This is a genomic window from Streptomyces sp. NBC_01233 (assembly GCF_035989305.1).
In the GTDB taxonomy this organism is placed as follows: domain Bacteria; phylum Actinomycetota; class Actinomycetes; order Streptomycetales; family Streptomycetaceae; genus Streptomyces.
This window is the reverse complement of sequence record NZ_CP108514.1, coordinates 8,886,999-8,903,632: the sequence shown is the minus strand read 5'-3', so window position 1 is coordinate 8,903,632 and position 16,634 is coordinate 8,886,999. Positions and strand designations below refer to the sequence as shown.

18 protein-coding genes and 1 pseudogene are annotated in these 16,634 nt (G+C 73.2%); 10 read left to right on the top strand and 9 right to left on the bottom strand.

The genetic code is table 11. From position 1 onward, the window contains the following. The first annotated feature begins 29 nt into the window (after positions 1-29). The 3 genes from egtB to egtD are packed head-to-tail and all read left to right on the top strand — an operon-like array spanning position 30 to position 3,069. Complete coding sequence (gene egtB, locus OG332_RS41445) at positions 30-1,340, top strand: ergothioneine biosynthesis protein EgtB (RefSeq protein WP_327419530.1); 1,311 nt, start codon at positions 30-32, stop codon at positions 1,338-1,340. After that, entirely contained in the window at positions 1,340-2,098 is a 759-nt protein-coding gene (gene egtC / locus OG332_RS41440; protein ID WP_327418280.1) for an ergothioneine biosynthesis protein EgtC, read from the top strand. The genes egtB and egtC overlap by 1 nt, the downstream gene beginning before the upstream one ends. Further along, positions 2,095-3,069 carry an L-histidine N(alpha)-methyltransferase gene (gene egtD / locus OG332_RS41435; protein ID WP_327418279.1) on the top strand — a complete coding sequence of 325 codons (975 nt, stop codon included), beginning with the start codon at positions 2,095-2,097 and terminating at the stop codon, positions 3,067-3,069. Before egtC ends, egtD begins: the two co-directional genes overlap by 4 nt. Here egtD and OG332_RS41430 read toward each other — a convergent pair. The 3 genes from OG332_RS41430 to OG332_RS41420 all read right to left on the bottom strand — a co-directional run bounded on the left by OG332_RS41430 (position 2,952) and on the right by OG332_RS41420 (position 6,208). Then, complete coding sequence (locus tag OG332_RS41430; protein ID WP_327418278.1) at positions 2,952-3,905, bottom strand: lysophospholipid acyltransferase family protein; 954 nt, start codon at positions 3,903-3,905, stop codon at positions 2,952-2,954. The genes egtD and OG332_RS41430 overlap by 118 nt on opposite strands. Continuing rightward, positions 3,902-4,744: a GNAT family N-acetyltransferase gene (locus OG332_RS41425; RefSeq protein ID WP_327418277.1), complete on the bottom strand. Its 843-nt coding sequence runs from the start codon at positions 4,742-4,744 to the stop codon at positions 3,902-3,904. Before OG332_RS41425 ends, OG332_RS41430 begins: the two co-directional genes overlap by 4 nt. A 201-nt stretch (positions 4,745-4,945) precedes the next feature. Beyond that, a complete protein-coding gene (locus OG332_RS41420; RefSeq protein WP_442816294.1) occupies positions 4,946-6,208 on the bottom strand; it encodes an extracellular solute-binding protein in 1,263 nt (420 codons plus the stop codon). A gap of 166 nt (positions 6,209-6,374) precedes the next feature. Between OG332_RS41420 and OG332_RS41415 the strand changes: the two genes are divergently transcribed. Continuing rightward, entirely contained in the window at positions 6,375-6,590 is a 216-nt protein-coding gene (locus OG332_RS41415) for a dodecin (RefSeq protein ID WP_030663252.1), read from the top strand. Positions 6,591-6,627: 37 nt separating this feature from the next. Here OG332_RS41415 and OG332_RS41410 read toward each other — a convergent pair whose 3' ends face one another. Further along, complete coding sequence (locus OG332_RS41410; RefSeq protein WP_327418276.1) at positions 6,628-7,122, bottom strand: phosphatase domain-containing protein; 495 nt, start codon at positions 7,120-7,122, stop codon at positions 6,628-6,630. A gap of 50 nt (positions 7,123-7,172) precedes the next feature. Between OG332_RS41410 and OG332_RS41405 the strand changes: the two genes are divergently transcribed. Then, on the top strand, positions 7,173-8,234 hold the full coding sequence (locus OG332_RS41405) for an LLM class flavin-dependent oxidoreductase (protein WP_327418275.1): 1,062 nt from the start codon (positions 7,173-7,175) through the stop codon (positions 8,232-8,234). A 139-nt stretch (positions 8,235-8,373) separates the two neighbouring features. On the opposite strand, the pseudogene OG332_RS41400 reads toward OG332_RS41405, so the two are convergent. The 4 genes and pseudogenes from OG332_RS41400 to OG332_RS41385 all read right to left on the bottom strand — a co-directional run. Further along, positions 8,374-8,601, bottom strand: a pseudogene (locus OG332_RS41400) (aldo/keto reductase); the annotation flags it as partial. Beyond that, complete coding sequence (locus OG332_RS41395) at positions 8,600-8,791, bottom strand: hypothetical protein (RefSeq protein WP_327418274.1); 192 nt, start codon at positions 8,789-8,791, stop codon at positions 8,600-8,602. The pseudogene OG332_RS41400 and the gene OG332_RS41395, both read right to left, overlap by 2 nt. Before the next feature lie 145 nt (positions 8,792-8,936). Next, positions 8,937-9,302, bottom strand: coding sequence for a hypothetical protein (locus OG332_RS41390; RefSeq protein ID WP_327418273.1), 366 nt, complete (start codon positions 9,300-9,302; stop codon positions 8,937-8,939). A 571-nt stretch (positions 9,303-9,873) separates the two neighbouring features. Next, positions 9,874-10,149 (bottom strand): isoamylase early set domain-containing protein, encoded by a 276-nt coding sequence (locus tag OG332_RS41385; RefSeq protein WP_327418272.1) that lies wholly within the window; start codon positions 10,147-10,149, stop codon positions 9,874-9,876. 205 nt (positions 10,150-10,354) lie between these two features. On the opposite strand from OG332_RS41385, the gene OG332_RS41380 reads away from it, so the two are divergent. The 5 genes from OG332_RS41380 (at position 10,355) to OG332_RS41360 (ending at position 15,520) form a co-directional block, all read left to right on the top strand. Beyond that, positions 10,355-10,561: a hypothetical protein gene (locus tag OG332_RS41380; RefSeq protein WP_327418271.1), complete on the top strand. Its 207-nt coding sequence runs from the start codon at positions 10,355-10,357 to the stop codon at positions 10,559-10,561. A gap of 181 nt (positions 10,562-10,742) precedes the next feature. Next, positions 10,743-11,204 carry an STAS domain-containing protein gene (locus OG332_RS41375; protein WP_327418270.1) on the top strand — a complete coding sequence of 154 codons (462 nt, stop codon included), beginning with the start codon at positions 10,743-10,745 and terminating at the stop codon, positions 11,202-11,204. A 191-nt stretch (positions 11,205-11,395) separates the two neighbouring features. Continuing rightward, the gene (locus OG332_RS41370; protein ID WP_327418269.1) at positions 11,396-12,580 is read left to right on the top strand and encodes a PAS domain-containing protein; all 1,185 of its coding nucleotides are present in this window, start codon (positions 11,396-11,398) and stop codon (positions 12,578-12,580) included. Further along, on the top strand, positions 12,484-13,116 hold the full coding sequence (locus OG332_RS41365; protein ID WP_327419528.1) for a GAF domain-containing SpoIIE family protein phosphatase: 633 nt from the start codon (positions 12,484-12,486) through the stop codon (positions 13,114-13,116). The genes OG332_RS41370 and OG332_RS41365 overlap by 97 nt, the downstream gene beginning before the upstream one ends. A 10-nt stretch (positions 13,117-13,126) precedes the next feature. After that, positions 13,127-15,520: an excinuclease ABC subunit UvrA gene (locus tag OG332_RS41360; RefSeq protein ID WP_327418268.1), complete on the top strand. Its 2,394-nt coding sequence runs from the start codon at positions 13,127-13,129 to the stop codon at positions 15,518-15,520. A 130-nt stretch (positions 15,521-15,650) separates the two neighbouring features. Here OG332_RS41360 and OG332_RS41355 read toward each other — a convergent pair whose 3' ends face one another. Continuing rightward, a complete protein-coding gene (locus tag OG332_RS41355) occupies positions 15,651-16,607 on the bottom strand; it encodes an endonuclease/exonuclease/phosphatase family protein (protein WP_327418267.1) in 957 nt (318 codons plus the stop codon). Between the last annotated feature and the right edge of the window lie 27 nt (positions 16,608-16,634).

Sequence of the window (16,634 nt, the reverse complement as noted above, 5' to 3'; positions counted from 1 at the left end):
CTGCAGCCCGCCGGGAAGGAGGCCCGCCGGTGACCACCTCGCACCCGTCCCGGGAAGCCCTGCGGGAGCGGGCGGCCGCCGCCCTGACCGCCGCGCGCGTGCGTACGGCCGGGCTCACCGACGCCGTGAGCGACGCGGACCTGACCGCCCAGCACTCGCCGCTGATGTCCCCCCTCGTCTGGGACCTGGCGCACATCGGGAACCAGGAGGAGCTCTGGCTGCTGCGCAACGTCGCCGGGCGCGAGTCCATGCGCCCCGGGATCGATCCGCTCTACGACGCGTTCGAGCATCCCCGTGCCGAGCGGCCCAAGCTGCCCCTGCTCGGGCCCGAGGAGGCCCGCCGGTACACGGCCGAGGTGCGCGGCCGGGTCTTCGACCTGCTGGAGCGCACCCCACTGGAGGGCAGCGCGCTCCTCGACGACGGCTTCGCCTTCGGGATGATCGCCCAGCACGAACAGCAGCACGACGAAACCATGCTGATCACCCATCAGCTGCGGCGGGGCGCGCCCGTGCTGGCCGCGCCGGATCCGGACGCCCCGTACGATCCGCCGCTCGTCGCCGAAGTCCTCGTGCCGGCGGGCCCGTTCACCATGGGCACCTCCACCGAGCCGTGGTCGCTGGACAACGAGCGGCCCGCGCACGTCCGGGACACCGCGCCCTTCTGGATCGACACGGTGCCGGTGACCAACGCTGCGTACCTGGCCTTCATCGCGGACGGCGGTTACGGCGATCCCCGCTGGTGGGCAGCGCCGGGCTGGCAGCAGATCCGCGAACACTCCATCGAAGCCCCGCTGTTCTGGCACCGGGAGGCGGGCCAGTGGCTGCGCCGCCGCTTCGGGGTGACCGAACCGGTTCCGGAAGACGAGCCGGTGCTGCACGTCAGCTGGTACGAGGCGGACGCCTACGCCCGCTGGGCGGGGCGGCGGCTGCCCACGGAGGCCGAGTGGGAGAAGGCCGCCCGGTTCGACCCGGCGACCGGCCGCTCGGCCCGCTACCCGTGGGGCGACGCGGACCCGACCGCGGCCCTGGCCAATCTGGGGCAGCGTCACCTGCGCCCGGCCCGCGCGGGCAGCTACCCGGCCGGAGCCTCCCCGCTCGGGGTGCGCCAGCTGATCGGCGACGTGTGGGAGTGGACCGCGTCCGACTTCCTGCCGTACCCGGGGTTCCGGGCCTTCCCGTACCGGGAGTACTCGGAGGTGTTCTTCGGCCCGGAGCACAAGGTGCTGCGGGGCGGTTCCTTCGCGGTGGACCCGGTGGCCTGCCGGGGCACCTTCCGCAACTGGGACCTTCCGGTACGGCGGCAGATCTTCTCCGGCTTCCGGACCGCGAGGGACGTCTGATGTGCCGTCACCTTGCTTATCTGGGACCGGTGGTGGAGCTCCGGAAGCTGCTGAGCGAACCCGAGCACTCGCTGGTGCGCCAGTCCTGGGAGCCGCGCCGGCAGCGGTCCGGCACGGTCAACGCCGACGGCTTCGGCATCGGCTGGTACGCGGAGGGCGACCCGGTACCCGCCCGCTACCGGCGGTCCGGGCCGGTCTGGTCCGACCTGGCCTTCGCCGATCTCGCCCGGGTGGTGCGCAGCGGGGCCGTGCTGGCCGCCGTACGGGACGGCACGCTGCCCGGGGCCGACGGGGAGGCGGCGGCCGCCCCGTTCGCGGAGGGGCCGTGGCTGTTCAGCCACAACGGCGCGATACGGGGCTGGCCGGAGGCTGCGGCCCCGCTCGCTGCCGGGCTGCCGCCCGAGGAGCTGCTCCGGCTGGCCGCGCGCACGGACTCGGCGCTGGTCTGGGCGCTGGTCCTGCACCGGCTGCGGGCCGGGGACGACCTGGGCGCGGCGCTGGCCGAGCCGGTCCGGGACCTGGCCACGGCGGCTCCCGGCTCGCGGCTGAACCTGCTGGTGACGAACGGCGCGATGATCGCCGCCACGGCGTGGGGGGATTCGCTCTGGTACCTGGCCGATGCGGGCGCCCGTCGCACCGTGGTGGCCTCCGAGCCGTACGACGACGACCCCCGGTGGTGCGAAGTGCCCGACCGGACCCTGCTGACCGCCACCCGCACGCGGGTCGAACTGACCCCGCTCAAGGAGAACTCCCCGTGACCAACTTCCAGTTGACCCGGACCCTCGACGAGCACGCGGCGGAGACCGCGCTGCGCACGGACGTGCTGCACGGGCTCACGCGCCTCCCCAAGGTGCTGCCGCCCAAGTGGTTCTACGACGCGCGGGGCAGTGAGCTCTTCGAGGAGATCACCCGGCTGCCCGAGTACTACCCGACCCGCGCGGAGCGGGAGATCCTGCTGGAGCGGGCCCGGGAGATCGCCTCCGAGAGCGGCGCCCGCACCCTGGTGGAGCTGGGTTCCGGGTCCTCGGAGAAGACCCGGCACCTGATCGAGGCGATGCCCGCGCTGGACACCTACGTCCCGGTGGACGTGAGCGAGAGCGCCTTGCGGGGGGCGGCCGAAACCCTGTTGGCGGCTCATCCGGGGCTGCGGGTGCACGCCCTGCTGGCGGACTTCACGGCCGCGCTGCAACTGCCGGACTCCCCCGGGCCCCGGCTGGTGGTGTTCCTGGGCGGCACGATCGGGAACCTGCTGCCGCCGGAGCGTGCGGTGTTCCTGGCGTCCGTCCGGGCGATGCTGTCGCCCGGGGACGCGCTGCTGATGGGCACGGACCTGGTGAAGGACGAGGCCGTGCTGGTGTCGGCGTACGACGACGCGCGGGGCGTGACGGCCGAGTTCAACAAGAACGTGCTGGCGGTCGTCAACCGGGAACTGGGCGCGGACTTCCACACCGCCGACTTCGCGCACGTGGCGGTGTGGAACAAGGAGCAGGAGTGGATCGAGATGAGGCTGCGGGCCCGGTCGGAGCTGGTGGTGAAGATCCGGGCGCTGGATCTGGTGGTGCCGTTCGCGGCGGGTGAGGAGATCCTGACGGAGGTCTCGGCGAAGTTCCGTCAGGAGGGCGTGCGGAAGGAGTTGGCGGCGGCGGGACTGGAGCTGACCCAGTGGTGGACGGACGCGGCGGGCCGGTTCGCGCTGTCCTTGTCGGTCGCCGGCGGCGCGGTCGGCTGAGCCGCCAGGCCCGACGGACGCAGTCCCGGCAGCAGGGTCGGGGCTGAGGCTCCGAGCACGGCCTGCTGAGCGGCTGCCGCGAGGTCCCGCCGGTCCGCGTACCGGCCCGGCGGGATCCGCGGCAGCAGCCTGACCTCGGCCCGTACCCCGCGGGCCCGCGCGATCCGCCACAGGGAGGCGGTCAGCGGGTCGTCCCCGACGAAGGCGGGCGCCCCGGCCGGGGTCCCGTCGCACAGCAGGTACGCGAGCCGCACGGGCTGTACGGGAACCCGCGCGTCCAGCGCCGACTGGAAGGCGGCCCGGCGGAAGGTCCCCTGGGCGCGGCCGCACCACGTGGAGCCCTCAGGGAAGACGGTGACCCGGTCGCCGGCCAGCAGCGCGCCGGTGACGGTCTCGACGGTGGCGGGCAGGGCGCGGATCCGGTCGCGCTCGATGAACAGCGTCCCGGCCCTCCCGGCCAGGCGGCCGAGGACCGGCCAGGCGCGGATGTCGCTCTTGGCCAGCATCCGGCAGGGCATGACGGCGGCCACGAGCGGGATGTCCAGCCAGGAGATGTGGTTGGGGACGAGGAGGCGGCCGCCGCCCGGCCCCGGGCTGCCGTGCACGGTGATCCGTATGCCGAAGGCCCGTACCAGGGCGGCCGACCAGGCCCGTACGACCGTGCGCCGGGGGCCGTCCGGCAGCAGCCCGGCCGGCGGGGCGCCCAGGACCCCCAGCAGGATCAGGGCGACGGCGGCGGCGAGCCTGAGCACCGCCCGCGGGACGCTCGCGGTGCTCCCCTCGTGGCCGGCACAGGCCTCGGGGGTGCAGGGCGAGGTGGGCAGCCAGACGCTCATGCGCCCGGGACGAGCGAGCGGAAGTGCTTCAGGTAGCGCGGGTTGGTGCGGCGCAGCGAGAGCAGCACGTACAGGTCGGCGCAGCCGAACTCGGCGTCGAGGGCGGGCTCGCCGCAGACCCAGGCGCCGAGGCGCAGGTAGCCGCGCAGCAGCGGGGGCAGCTCCATGCGGTCGGGGAAGGTGATGCCCCCGGGGCTCCAGGGGAGGTGCGGAGTGACCCGGTACTCCTCGGGGGCGAGGCTGCGGGCGAGGGCGGCCTCGCGGGTGGCGGCGGCCAGGACCCCGCCGTCGGCGAGCGGTATCGAGCAGCAGCCGGCGAGCCAGTTGTGCCCGGTGCGGTCCATGTAGTGGGCGAGGCCGGCCCAGATGAGGGCGATGACGGCGCCGTTGCGGTGGTCGGGGTGGACGCAGGAGCGGCCGACCTCGACCAGGTCGGGGCGGATGGGGGCGAGGGCGGAGAGGTCGAATTCACCCTCGGAGTAGAGGCGGCCTGCGACGGCGGCGCGTTCCGGGGGCAGCAGCCGGTAGGTGCCGACGACCTGCTCGGTCTCCTCCTCGATGACGAGGAGGTGGTCGCAGTACGTGTCGAAGGCGTCGGAGTCGAGGCCGGGCTCGGGCCCGTCGAGGCGGGCGCCGAGCTCGCCGGCGAAGACCTGGTGGCGCAGGCGCTGTGCGGCGCGCACCTCGGACTCGTCGCGGGCGAGGCGTACGGCGTAGTGGGGGTCGGCGGCCGGCGCAGTGCCCCGGGGCGCGGTGGGGGTGAGGGGGGCGGGGGCGCCGGGGACGGTGAGCGGGGAGGGGGAGGAAAGGGGGGACGGGGACAGGGGTGCGATGGTCATGGCGGCTCCTGATCCGGGCACGGAGGGCCAGGCCGGCAGGTGCGTGGCCTGGCTCCTTTACTTCTTCCGTGACCGGCTGGATTCGACATGACCGCTCAGCGGCCCTTGGATGTGCGGACGCTGAACTCGGCGGTGAGGGTGGCGGTGGACTCTTCGATGAACGCGTGGGTGAACGCGTGGGGAACGCGGCGGCTGCCCGGCTCAGCGGTCGGAGCTGAGGACCTTGCCGATCTCCTCGGAGGCCGACCGGGCCGCCTGCTTGGGGTCCCGGCCGGTGAGCACGGCCGTCATGAAGGGCTTGATCGGGTTCTTCGCCTCCACCTCGGCCCAGCGGGCGGAGGTGGGGGTGGCCCGGCCCTGGGCGGCGCCGGGGGCCATGTTGGTGGCGCCCTCGTTGCCCTCGACGACGTGGGCGAGGGTGGTCTTGTTCGGTACGTAGCTCATCGTGCGGGCGAGTTCGGTCTGCCACTTCTCGCTGACCAGGGCCGTGATCACATCGACGGCGTGCTTCCGCTGTCCGGTACGCTCCGGGATGATCAGGTCGGAGCCGCCGGTGAAGACGGCGCCCGCCTTGTCGGAGGTCTTGCCCGGGATCGGGAAGAAGCCCAGCTTGCCCTTCAGGGCGGGATTGGCCGCCTCGATCTCGGCGGCCTGGCCGGGCGGGGCGATGATCTGCGCCGTCTGGCCGCGCGCGAAGACCTGCGACTGCGGGGGCGTCTCCTCGTCGGCGTCCTTGGGGCCGTCGCCGAGGGCCTGGAGCTGCTTGTAGAAGTCCATGCCGGCCAGGGCCTTCTCGTCGTCGAGGGTGCCGACCCACATGCCGCCGGTCTCGACGGCGAGTTCGCCGCCCTCGTCCCAGATGAAGCCGGCGAGGACGTACCAGTTCTGGCCCGCGAGGTAGATGCCCTGCTGGTCGCCCTTGTCGAGCTTCTGGGTGGCCTGGATCCACTCCTGGCGGTTCTTGGGCGGGGTCTTGATCCCGGCGTTCGCGAAGAGGTCCTTCTGGTAGATGACCACCCGGTTGGCGGCGTACCAGGGGACGCCGTACTGGGCGCCGTTGATGCTGCCCGGGTCGGCGAGGCCCTTGAGCCAGTCCTTGCTGCCCCATTCGCGCAGGCCTTCGAGGGTGAGTTCGGAGAGGCCGCCCTTCTCGATGTACTGGGCCACCTGGGTGTTGCCGACCTCGATGACGTCGGCGGTCTCCTTGCTCGTGCCGTCGAGCACGGCGTTCACCTTGTCGCCGATGCCCGTCCACTCCTGGATCTCGACGTCCAGGTCGACACCGGGGTGTTCGTGCTCGAACGACGCGGTGAACTTGTCGATGAAGGCCTCCGAGGCGCTGCCCTTCATCAGCCAGAGCGTCACCTTCTGCGGCCCTGCGGCCGAGTCGGCCAACTGGCTGCAGCCCGTGAGGGCGGTTGCGGCCGCGAGGGCGGTGCACAGGGCGGGGAAGCGCATCTTCAAGAGGGTCACCTTCTGGGGGCTCGATCTCAGATGGCTCGAAATTGGCATAGACCAATAGGCCGGTCAAGGGCCTTTCGCTCGGGATTGTTGGCGCATAGCTCGCGGAGTGGGACGTACTGGGGCACCGTAGAACCAGGCAAAAGCCACCCACTGTCGGGAGACCCCCATGTCCAATCACACGTACCGGGTGACCGAGATCGTCGGCACCTCCCACGAGGGCATCGATCAGGCCATCCGCAACGGGATCGCCAGGGCGGGCCAGACCGTGCGGAACCTGGACTGGTTCGAGGTGGTCCAGGTGCGCGGCCACATCGAGAACGGGGAGATCGCCCACTACCAGGTGGGCCTCAAGGTCGGCTTCCGCCTCGAGGGCGAGGACTGAAGCCCCCGCCCAGGGCTCGCCCCCCGGCCCCGGCCCGTCACGTCCGGCCCTCGACCTCCTGCGCGGATTCGAGCTCCGGCGCGTCCCCCGCCCAGTCGGCCGGTACCACCCGGAAGCCGGCGGCGCGCGCGGCCTGGCAGACGAGCTCGTCGTCGTCCACGAACATGCGCACCTCGCGGCTGCGGGCGATCCGCCCCAGCACCTCCAGCTTGGTCGTGCGGGCCGGCCGCCGGTCCTGGTTCCCCCGCATCCACAGCCGCCCTTCGGGCAGCCCGTGCCGGGTGAGCCAGTCGACGGTGTCGGCCCGGCACCGCTCGGGGCGCCCGGTCAGGTACACCACCTCGCAGTCGGCCGCGCTCTCCACCGCCAGCGCCACCCCGCGCGCGAGCGGCGGATCGGCCGGAGCCGCACCGAAGAAGCCGGTCCAGTCGCGGGGGCGGCGCTCCAGGAAGTGCAGGCGATGGCCGGTGTCCGCCAGGGTGTTGTCGATGTCGAAGACGGCCAGCGGCCGAGAGGTGCTCTTCTCGCTCATCCGGCCAGCCTAGGGCCGGGCACGGACACGGGCTCGGCCCGGCCGAGGGGATGGGGGAATCCTGGCGGCCCCCGGACGTTGACTCCCCTGTGATCCGAAAACTCTCGATACTCGACCGGTCCCGCACCCGCGAGGGCCACCCGGCCCCGCAGGCCCTGCGCGACACCGTGGAGCTGGCCCGGGCGGCCGAGGAGCTCGGCTACCACCGCTTCTGGGTGTCGGAGCACCACAGCGTGCCCGGGGTCGCGGGCTCGGCGCCGACCGTACTGGCCGCGGCCGTCGCCGGCGCGACCCGCCGGATCCGGGTCGGCACGGGCGGGGTGATGCTGCCCAACCACCAGCCGCTGGTGGTCGCGGAGCAGTTCGGGGTGCTGGAGTCGCTGTTCCCCGGCCGGATCGACATGGGACTCGGGCGCTCGGTCGGCTTCACCAACGGGATCCGGCGCGCCCTCGGCCGGGACACCGGGGACGCCGACCGCTTCGAGGAGCAGCTGGCCGAGCTGCTGGGCTGGCTCGACGGCACCCAGCGGGCGCACCCCGAGGTGCACGCCCGCCCCGCCGAAGGGCTGCGGATACCGGCGTACGTCCTGGCCACCGGTGAAGGAGCCGGAATCGCCGCACGGGCCGGACTGCCGCTGGTGGTGGGCGACCTGCGGGCCCGCGACCGGGTGAGTGGGATCGTGGAGGCGTACCGCAAGGAGTTCCGGCCCTCCGCCCGGGCCGCGGAGCCGTACGTGGTCGTCTCCGGAACGGTGGCGGTCGCCGCCACCATGGAGGAGGCGCACCGCATCCTCCTCCCGGAGGCCTGGTCCGTCGCCCGCTCCCGCACCCGGGGCAGCTTCCCGCCGCTGCGCCCGGCGGAGGAGATCGAGGCCCTGGAGATGAGCCCGAAGGAGCGGGACCTGTACGAGGGCGCCCTGGCCGGCCACGTCCACGGCACCGAGGACCAGGTGGCGGCGCAGCTCTCCGAGGTCGCCGCCCTGACGGGCGCGGACGAACTCCTGGTCACCACCTCCACGTACGACCGCACGGCACTCCTGGACTCGTACGCCCGGCTGGCCCGGATCGCGGGGCCGCCGGACCCTGCGGCGGGGAACTCGGGAATCGGGTAGCGCCGGCGGACCGTGCCGGTTCGCGGTGGTGACGCGGTGTCAACCGATCTGCGGTAGCCGGCGCGCACCGGCCCGCCGTGCCGACGCGGGCCTCCTTGCGGGAACGCCGTCTGCCCCGTTGGGCGCCGCGGGTGGGTCGGGCGTCGACGCGGCGCTCGGCGAGCCAGGAGACGACCTCGGGGTCGTGGTGGTCGAAGAACTGCGACGCTCCCGTGTCCAGGGTGGCGATGGCGGCCATCTGTTCGTCGGTGAGTTCGAAGTCGAAGATGTCGATGTTCTCCGCCATGCGCTCGGCGCGGACGGACTTGGGGATCGCGACGACGCCGCGCTGCGTCAGCCGGCGCAGGACGACCTGCGCGACGGACTTACGCGGAAAGGGCCAGGCGGGTTGCCATGCGGCAGCGCATCTCTGCGGCGGCATGGCGGACCTCCTCGGGCTGCGCGTCCTGTTCGAGCACCCCGAGGAGGACCATCAGGGCCCTCGCCTCGTCTGCGCTGATCAATTTCAGGCGCGGCTCGGTGACCCCGTCGAGGAGCACGTCCAGCATGTCATCCATGCCCGGAACAACGCCGGACCGCGTCGTGCGTCACCCCCATGACGATGGGTCACCGCCGCCCCGCCACCGGCTCGCAGCGGTCTGCGGGCTCCGAGAAGAATGTGCGGAGCCCGCAGACCAAGCGGCGAAGGAACCTGGCGCGAGGTCAGGAAGTGCGCTTCAGGGTCCAGGTGTTGGGGTTGAAGCTGGGGACGACCGAGTAGCGGCAGCCGCTCGAGTAGTAGGTGCTGGTGATGGTCCAGCCGGCGGGCGGCCACGTGGACGCGCAGGCGTTGACCTGGGTACCGACGGGATAGCCTCTGAGGTCCTTGATCTGCTTGGTGTTGGGCGTGAAGCCGGAGCCGCACCCGCCGCTGTTCCACCACTGGGCGTCCACCCAACCGTCAGGGGTGAGCGTGCTGGAGCAGGTCGTGAGAGTGTCGCCGGGTGCCGCTGAGGCGGGGCTCGCGGTGATCGCGAGGGCGGTGACGGCCATGGTGGCGAGAGCGGCGGCGTAACGGCTGCGGGTCACGAGACGTTCCTTCCTCGGCGCGCTGGGGTCACCCCCGCCGACCGTCGGCGGGCCGTGCCAGGCGCCACGTCATTGCTATCCGATGGATTCAGGTGACAGAAAGTCACCTTTGGGGCATACCTCTTCGGCGGTTTAGAGCCGTTCCTGACGCTCGGCGCGATTCCCACCGGCTCGGAGCGTGCGACGGGCGTCGCTCGGCCGACTGAGGGTCGGAGCGGGCGGGGCTGGCATGAAGGGTGAAGACGGCGTCCGCGCCGGTGATGGACAGCAGTCGCATGGCTTGTCCGGGCACGGCGGCCAGGGCGAGGCTGCCGCCGGCTGCGGCGGCGTAGCTGCTGGCCCCGCTGCTCATCGCGTGTTTCGGCGCGGCCGTGACCGCGGACCGGCTGCGGAGCGAACCCATCTACGACAGGCTGCGGCGCCGGATGGTGAAACACCCCTGAGGAGGCCGGCGGCCAGGACGAATCGCCTGCGGGACCGGCCGGCCCCTCGATGGCGACCGACGGTGCTTGTCCTTAGGGAGGTCAGCGGTGTGTGGATCGTCGGGGCCGGGCCGCACCTCCCCCGCGGATCAGGTGTGCAGGCGGCTGTTGGGGCCGTCCTGGTCGCCGGCGCTTTCGTCGTTGAACCAGTAGTCGCCCGCGGCCAGGTAGCGGAACGAGTGGACGCTCTCCATGGGCAGCGCGACCGTGACCGCGCGCTTGCCGTCCTTGCGGGCCTTGAGGATGTGGACTCCGGGCCGCCAGTCGTTGAAGTCACCGACCACGCTCACCGGACCCGGAGGGATGTCCGCGGGAAGGATGAAGGTGACCTCGGTGCGGTCCTTGTGCAGCGTGCGCTCCAGCATGGGGCGGGCTCCTGACGGCGTCAGCGGATGGGTACGCCGCCCATCGTCGGTGGCGGGCCCGCCGTCCGCATCCCGACCCGGCCGACCCCGCCCGGGCATCGCCCGCCCACCACACCCGGTGACGTAAATGATGCGATATGTCACTTTCTGTGTGAGCGTTGGCGGGAGGAATCCGCAGACCACGCGTCATAGAGGAGTCACCGTCATGGGCGGTACGCAGGACAAGCGCCAGGAGCCGGGCAAGGGCCGCGGGGAGCAGGAGCACATGCGCCGCCCGGGCCAGGACCCCGTCCACCCCGGTGCCGGCCAGGAGGGCGCCCGGGGCAAGAGCCCGGAGGAGCTCAAGCGGCGCCGCGAGGACGAGATGAGCCGCGAACGCCGCGAGGACGAGGTGCGCGACGAAGAACACTGACCGTTCACGTCGTCACACCCCACGCACGCAGGACCCGGCCGGGGCCCGTAGTCACACCCGGCCGGGTCCTGTCACGTGCCCCTCCGCTCGCGGAGCCCGCGGCCGGGCGGAGGTTGCAGGCGACCCGTGTGCGGGACGAGTATCGAAGGGACCACCCCGCTGTCGGGCGAGACGGGGCATCATGCGGAAAGACTTCGAGATCAGCATCAGACGCTACGGTGCGACCTTGCACGTCACCCCGGTCGGAGAGCTGGACGTCGACTCCGGCCGAGCCCTGAACGACGTGCGGGCAGCCCTCGGCAGAGGTGTCGCCGTGGTGGCGTGCGACATGCGCCGCCTGTCGTTCCTCGACGTGGCCGGCCTGCACCACCTGCTCGGCCTCGCCCGCGACACCCACTCCCGGGGCGTCGCCTTCTTCACCTACAACTGGCAGGCCCAGCCCCGGCAACTCCTGGACCGCACCGACGAGCTCGCCCGGCCCGACGGCCAGGGCCGCCACACCGCGCCTACCCGGCCGCTGCGCCGGACGCTGAGGCAGGCCGCGGAATCCGCACGCGCCGCAGGCACGGCCCGCGCCGCCGACCGCGAAGCCCTGGACCCCGGCCCCACACCGCGGACCGGGGGTTCCGCGCGCCGTCGGTGACGCCGTACACGGCCGACCGGGCGGGTCCGGCCGAGGTGCCCTTCCGCGGGTCCGACTGCACCGCCACCGCCAGTCCGGTCATCGGGAGGAGCGCATCCGCCCGCCGACTGCGGTCAGGAGGAGAGGGCTTCGAGCCCTGGGACTATCGTCCCCTTATGGGCGATATTCACCCCAGGTCCAGGTGAGCGACCGTGCGGCACACGGGCAGGACGGACTGGACGGCCGGCCATGGTCTGGACCGGCTGGACGGGCTCTTGGCCGACCTCGTGGAGGAGACGGGCGCCTCGGTGGGCCTGGTGTACCTGCTGGGGTTGGGCGAGCGGATCCTGCGGCTCGGGCTCGTGGCGGGGGCACCCCCGCCCATCGCCGCTCCGTGGGCGCGGATCTCCCTCGACGAGGCCATCCCCGTGTCCGACGCCGTCCGCGAGCGGCGGCTGGTCTGGCTGGGCGGCGGCCAGGAGGAAGTCGCCCGCCGGTACCCGCGGCTGGGACTGGTGCTCCCGTACGAGTTCCTCCTCGCCGCGGCCCCGCTCGCCGACGGCGACGACGAGGTGCGGGGCGGCATCGTCCTGCTGTGGCCGGTCTGGCACCCGCCAGAGCTCGGCGAGCAGGAGCAGGAGGCGATCGAGACCTTCGCCGGCCGGGCGGGTCAGCGTCTGCGGCAGGCTGCGACGAAGGGCGTGGAGGCCGGCGAGGAGTGGCCGCCCGAGGGTGCGCCGCGCTTCGTCCCCGCACCGGTCCGGCGGCAGGGGGACCCTGCGCGGGCGGCGGCCGCCCTCGACTTCACCGAACGGATGCCCCTGGGCTGCTGTGCACTGGACCTCGACGGCCAGGTCACGTTCATCAACGCGGCAGGCGCCGACCTGGTCGGCGCCGAAGCGTCGCAGCTCCTGGGCAGGCGCCCCTGGGAGGTGCTGCCATGGCTGCGCGATCCCCTCGTCGAGGACCGCTACCGGGCCGCCGTGGTGGCCCGCCGGCCGACGGGCTTCACCGCGGTGCGCCCACCCGACGTACGCCTGTTCTTCCAGCTCTATCCGGACGCGCGCGGCATCAGCCTGCACATCTCCCCCGCCGCAACGGTCGCCTCCGCGACGGCCGACCCCGCCGCTTTCGCCCCCCTCCCCGTCCACGGCGCTGTTTCCGCACGCGGCCCAGGAGCCGGTGGGGGCCCTGGGGCTTTACCACCCACTTGGCCGCCGCCCTTGCCGAGGCCGTCGGCGTCCGCGACGTGGTGGAGCGGCTGGCCGATCAGATCGTTCCGGCACTCGGCCCGCACGGCCTGGTCCTCATGGCGGTCGAGGAAGGGCGGCTGCGGATCGTCGGCCACCGCGGCTACCGGCCCGGGTTCATCACAGGGTTCGACGGCGCGCCGCTGACGTCGAGCGTCACCAACGCGCAGGTGCTGGCCACCGGTGCCCCGGTCTTCTTCTCCAGCTACGAGGAGTTCCGCAGCGCCCACCCCACCGCGCCCCGTCACGAGGGACGCAACGCCTGGGCGTTCCTGCCGCTGACCGTCTCCGGTCGCTCGGTGGGCTCGCTGATCCTCTCGTACGACCAGCCCCGCCCCTTCCCGCCCGCCGAACGGGCCCTGCTGACCTCACTGGCCGGGCTGATCGCCCAGGCACTGGACCGGGCCCGCCTCTACGACGCCAAGCACGCCCTGGCCCACACCCTGCAGACCGGACTCCTCCCCCACACCTTGCCGCCCGTCCCGGATCTGGAGGTCACCGCCCGCTACCGGCCGGCCGGGCACGGCATGGACATCGGCGGCGACTTCTACGATCTGATCCGGCCCAGCCCGTCGACGGTCGTCGCCGCCATCGGCGACGTCCAGGGCCAGGGCCGGCCTTCGTTGCCGAGGCCGGCACGGCCGACGGTCACCGACGCCGCCGCACAGCCGGTGAGGCCCTAAAATGGGGCGAATGCACCAGCCCACCGATCCTCACGCGTCCCGCGACCCCTTCGTACGGGTCCGGGGCGCCCGGGAGCACAACCTGCGCGGCGTCGACGTGGACATCCCGCGCGACGCGCTGACCGTGTTCACCGGGGTGTCCGGGTCCGGCAAGAGCTCGCTCGCCTTCGGCACGCTCTACGCCGAGGCCCAGCGCCGCTACTTCGAGTCGGTGGCCCCGTACGCCCGCCGGCTGATCCACCAGATCGGCGCCCCGAAGGTGGACTCCGTCACCGGGCTGCCGCCGGCCGTCTCGCTGGAGCAGCGCCGCTCCTCCCCCGGCTCGCGCTCCTCGGTCGGCACGGTGACCCTGCTGTCCAACTCCCTGCGGATGCCGTACTCCCGCGCCGGAACCTATCCGCCCGGTGCGGAGCGGCTGGACTCCGACGCCTTCTCGCCCAACACCGCCTCCGGCGCCTGCCCTTCGTGCCACGGGCTGGGCCGCATTCACCGCACCAGCGAGGAACTACTGCTTCCGGACCCGGGCCTGTCGATCCGTCAGGGGGCCATCGCCGCCTGGCCCGGTGCCTGGCAGGGCAAGAACCTGCGGGACGTCCTGGAAACGCTCGGCCACGACGTGGACCGGCCCTGGCGGGAGCTGCCCGCGGAGGACCGCGAGTGGATCCTGTTCACCGAGGAGCAGCCGGTGGTGACCGTGCACCCGGTGCGGGAGGCCGAGCGGATCCAACGGCCCTACCAGGGCACGTACATGAGCGCCCACCGCTACGTCATGCGGACCTTCGCCGACAGCAAGAGCGCCACACTGCGGGCGCGCGCCGAGAGGTTCCTCGCCGATTCGCCGTGCCCGGTGTGTGAAGGGCGGCGGCTGCGTCCGGAGGCACTGGCCGTGACCTTCGCGGGACACGGCATCGCCGACCTGGCCGCGATGCCCCTGACCGACCTGGACGCCGTACTGGACGGGGCGCCGCTGGACGGGGAGGCCGCCCGGGTGCTCGCCGAGGACCTGCGCTCCCGGATCGGGCCGGTCACGGAGCTGGGACTGGGCTACCTGAGCCTGGACCGGACCGCGCCGAGCCTCTCCGCGGGCGAGCTGCAGCGGCTGCGGCTGGCGACGCAGCTGCGGTCGGGCCTGTTCGGCGTGGTGTACGTGTTGGACGAGCCGTCGGCGGGGCTGCACCCGGCCGACACGGAGGCGCTGCTCGGCGTACTGGACCGGCTGAAGGAGGCCGGGAACACCGTCTTCGTCGTCGAACACCATCTGGACGTGGTGCGGCGCGCGGACTGGCTGGTGGACGTGGGGCCGCTGGCCGGGGAGCACGGCGGGCAGGTGCTCCACAGCGGGCCGCCGCAGGAGCTGGCCGGTGTGGAGGGGTCGGCGACGGCCCGGCACCTGTTCGCGGCGCGGGAGCCGGCCGCGGCGCCGCGGCCGGTGCGCACGGCGACCGGGGCGGTCCGCCTGACCGGGGTGCACCGGCACAACCTGCGGGACCTGGACGCGCGGTTCCCGCTCGGGGTGTTCACGGCCGTGACCGGGGTCTCGGGGTCGGGGAAGTCCACGCTGGTGGGGCAGGTACTGGCCCGCGAGGTCGGCGAGCGGCTCGCCGAGCAGGACTTTCCCGTACGGCGGCTCGTGCAGGTGGACCAGAAGCCGATCGGCCGGACCCCCCGGTCCAACCTGGCGACGTACACAGGCCTGTTCGACGTCGTACGGCGGCTCTTCACGGCGGCGCCGGAGGCGAAGGCCCGCGGCTGGAAGGCGGGCCGGTTCTCCTTCAACGTGGCGGGCGGCCGGTGCGAGACCTGCCAGGGCGAGGGCTTCGTGTCGGTGGAGCTGCTGTTCCTGCCGAGTACGTACGCCCCGTGCCCCGAGTGCGCCGGCGCTCGGTACAACTCCGAGACCCTGGAGGTCCGGTACGCGGGCCTGAACATCGCGGAGGTGCTCGGCCTGACGGTGGAGTCCGCGGCCGGCTTCTTCGCGGAGGTCCCGGCGGCGGCGCGCAGCCTGCGCGCGCTGGAGGACATCGGGCTGGGCTACCTGCGGCTGGGGCAGCCTGCCACCGAGCTCTCGGGTGGCGAGGCGCAGCGGATCAAGCTGGCCACGGAGCTGCAGCGGCTGCGGCGGGACCACACGCTGTACCTGCTGGACGAGCCGACGACCGGGCTGCATCCGGCCGATGTACGGGTGCTGCTGCGGCAGTTGCACGGGCTGGTGGACGCCGGGCACTCGGTGGTGGTCGTGGAGCACGACATGGATGTGGTGGCGGGCGCGGACTGGGTGATCGACCTGGGCCCGGGAGGCGGTACGGCGGGCGGCCGGGTGGTCGCGGAGGGCACCCCGGCGCAGGTGGCGGCGGCGGGCCGGGGCCGCACGGCGTCCTACCTGGCGCGGGCGCTCGGCGGGTAGGCGGCGGGCGGGCTCCGCCCCGGCCGGGACCGGACGGACGGGACCGGACCGGACCGGACGGGACGGACTGGACCGGACGGTCGAACGGAGGTCAGACCGTGACGCTCAGGCGGGCGGTCGGGCGTGGCGGTCAGGTGGCGGTGGCCGAGACGCGCAGCAGGTTGTGGTCCGAGACCTTCGTGTCGAGGGGAAGGGCGTCGGCGCTCGCGGCCCGGAAGTGCGGGGCGCTGAGGAAGAGGTAGTCGAGCTTCTTCGCGCCGAAGGTCGTCTCGCCCGACCGGCACGCGGAGGTGGAGGCGGGCGGGCAGACTGCGGGGTCGAAGAACTCCGGGTCGCCCTCGTCCGCCTCGATGAAGGATCCGTGGGCGCCGTCTCCTCGTTCCGGCAGGTAGAAGCGCGACAGCGTGGCGGTGCGCGGGGAGTGGTTGAAGTCCCCGCCGAGGACGACGGCGAATCCGTCGTCCAGCCACTTGCGGGCCTGCTCCGCCAGCCGGTTGGCCTCGGGTACGGCGAGGGTCCCGTCGTCCCAGTAGAGGTGGACCGAGCAGGACCAGGTGGGCCGGTCCGAGAGGGCGGCCAGGGCGCAGGGCACCGTGATCGGTTCGCGTTCGCCGCCCACCGTCAGGTCGAGGTCGGCCGTGTCCGAGACCGGGCCGCGGACGAGAACGGCGTTCCCGTACGCGTGCCCCTCGCAGATGGCCGGGTTCCCGGCCGGCAGGGTGGCGGAGTAGGACCCGTCGTAGCCGAGCGGCCCCAGGCGGTCGAGGAGCGCGTCGTACTGGTGCTCGCACACCTCCTGGAGGAAGAGCTGGTCGGCACCCCAGCCCCCGGGGTCGGCCTCGGCGGACACGGCCGCGATCCGGCGCTCCGCGTCGTAGGACGGACCGGAGCACATGTTGCCGCAGATGTTGTAGCTGGTCAGCCGGACCGCGCCGGCGGCAATGCCGGCTTCGGGGACGGCAGCGGGAACGGTGGCGAGGACGGTGGCGGGGGCCGCGGCAGCGGGCGGTCCGGGCGCGGCGAGAACGCAGAAGGCGGAGGTGACGGTGACGGCGAGGACGGCCAGGGCGGCAGGGGTTCGGCGCACACCCGTGATCCTTCCCGTGGGCGCCAC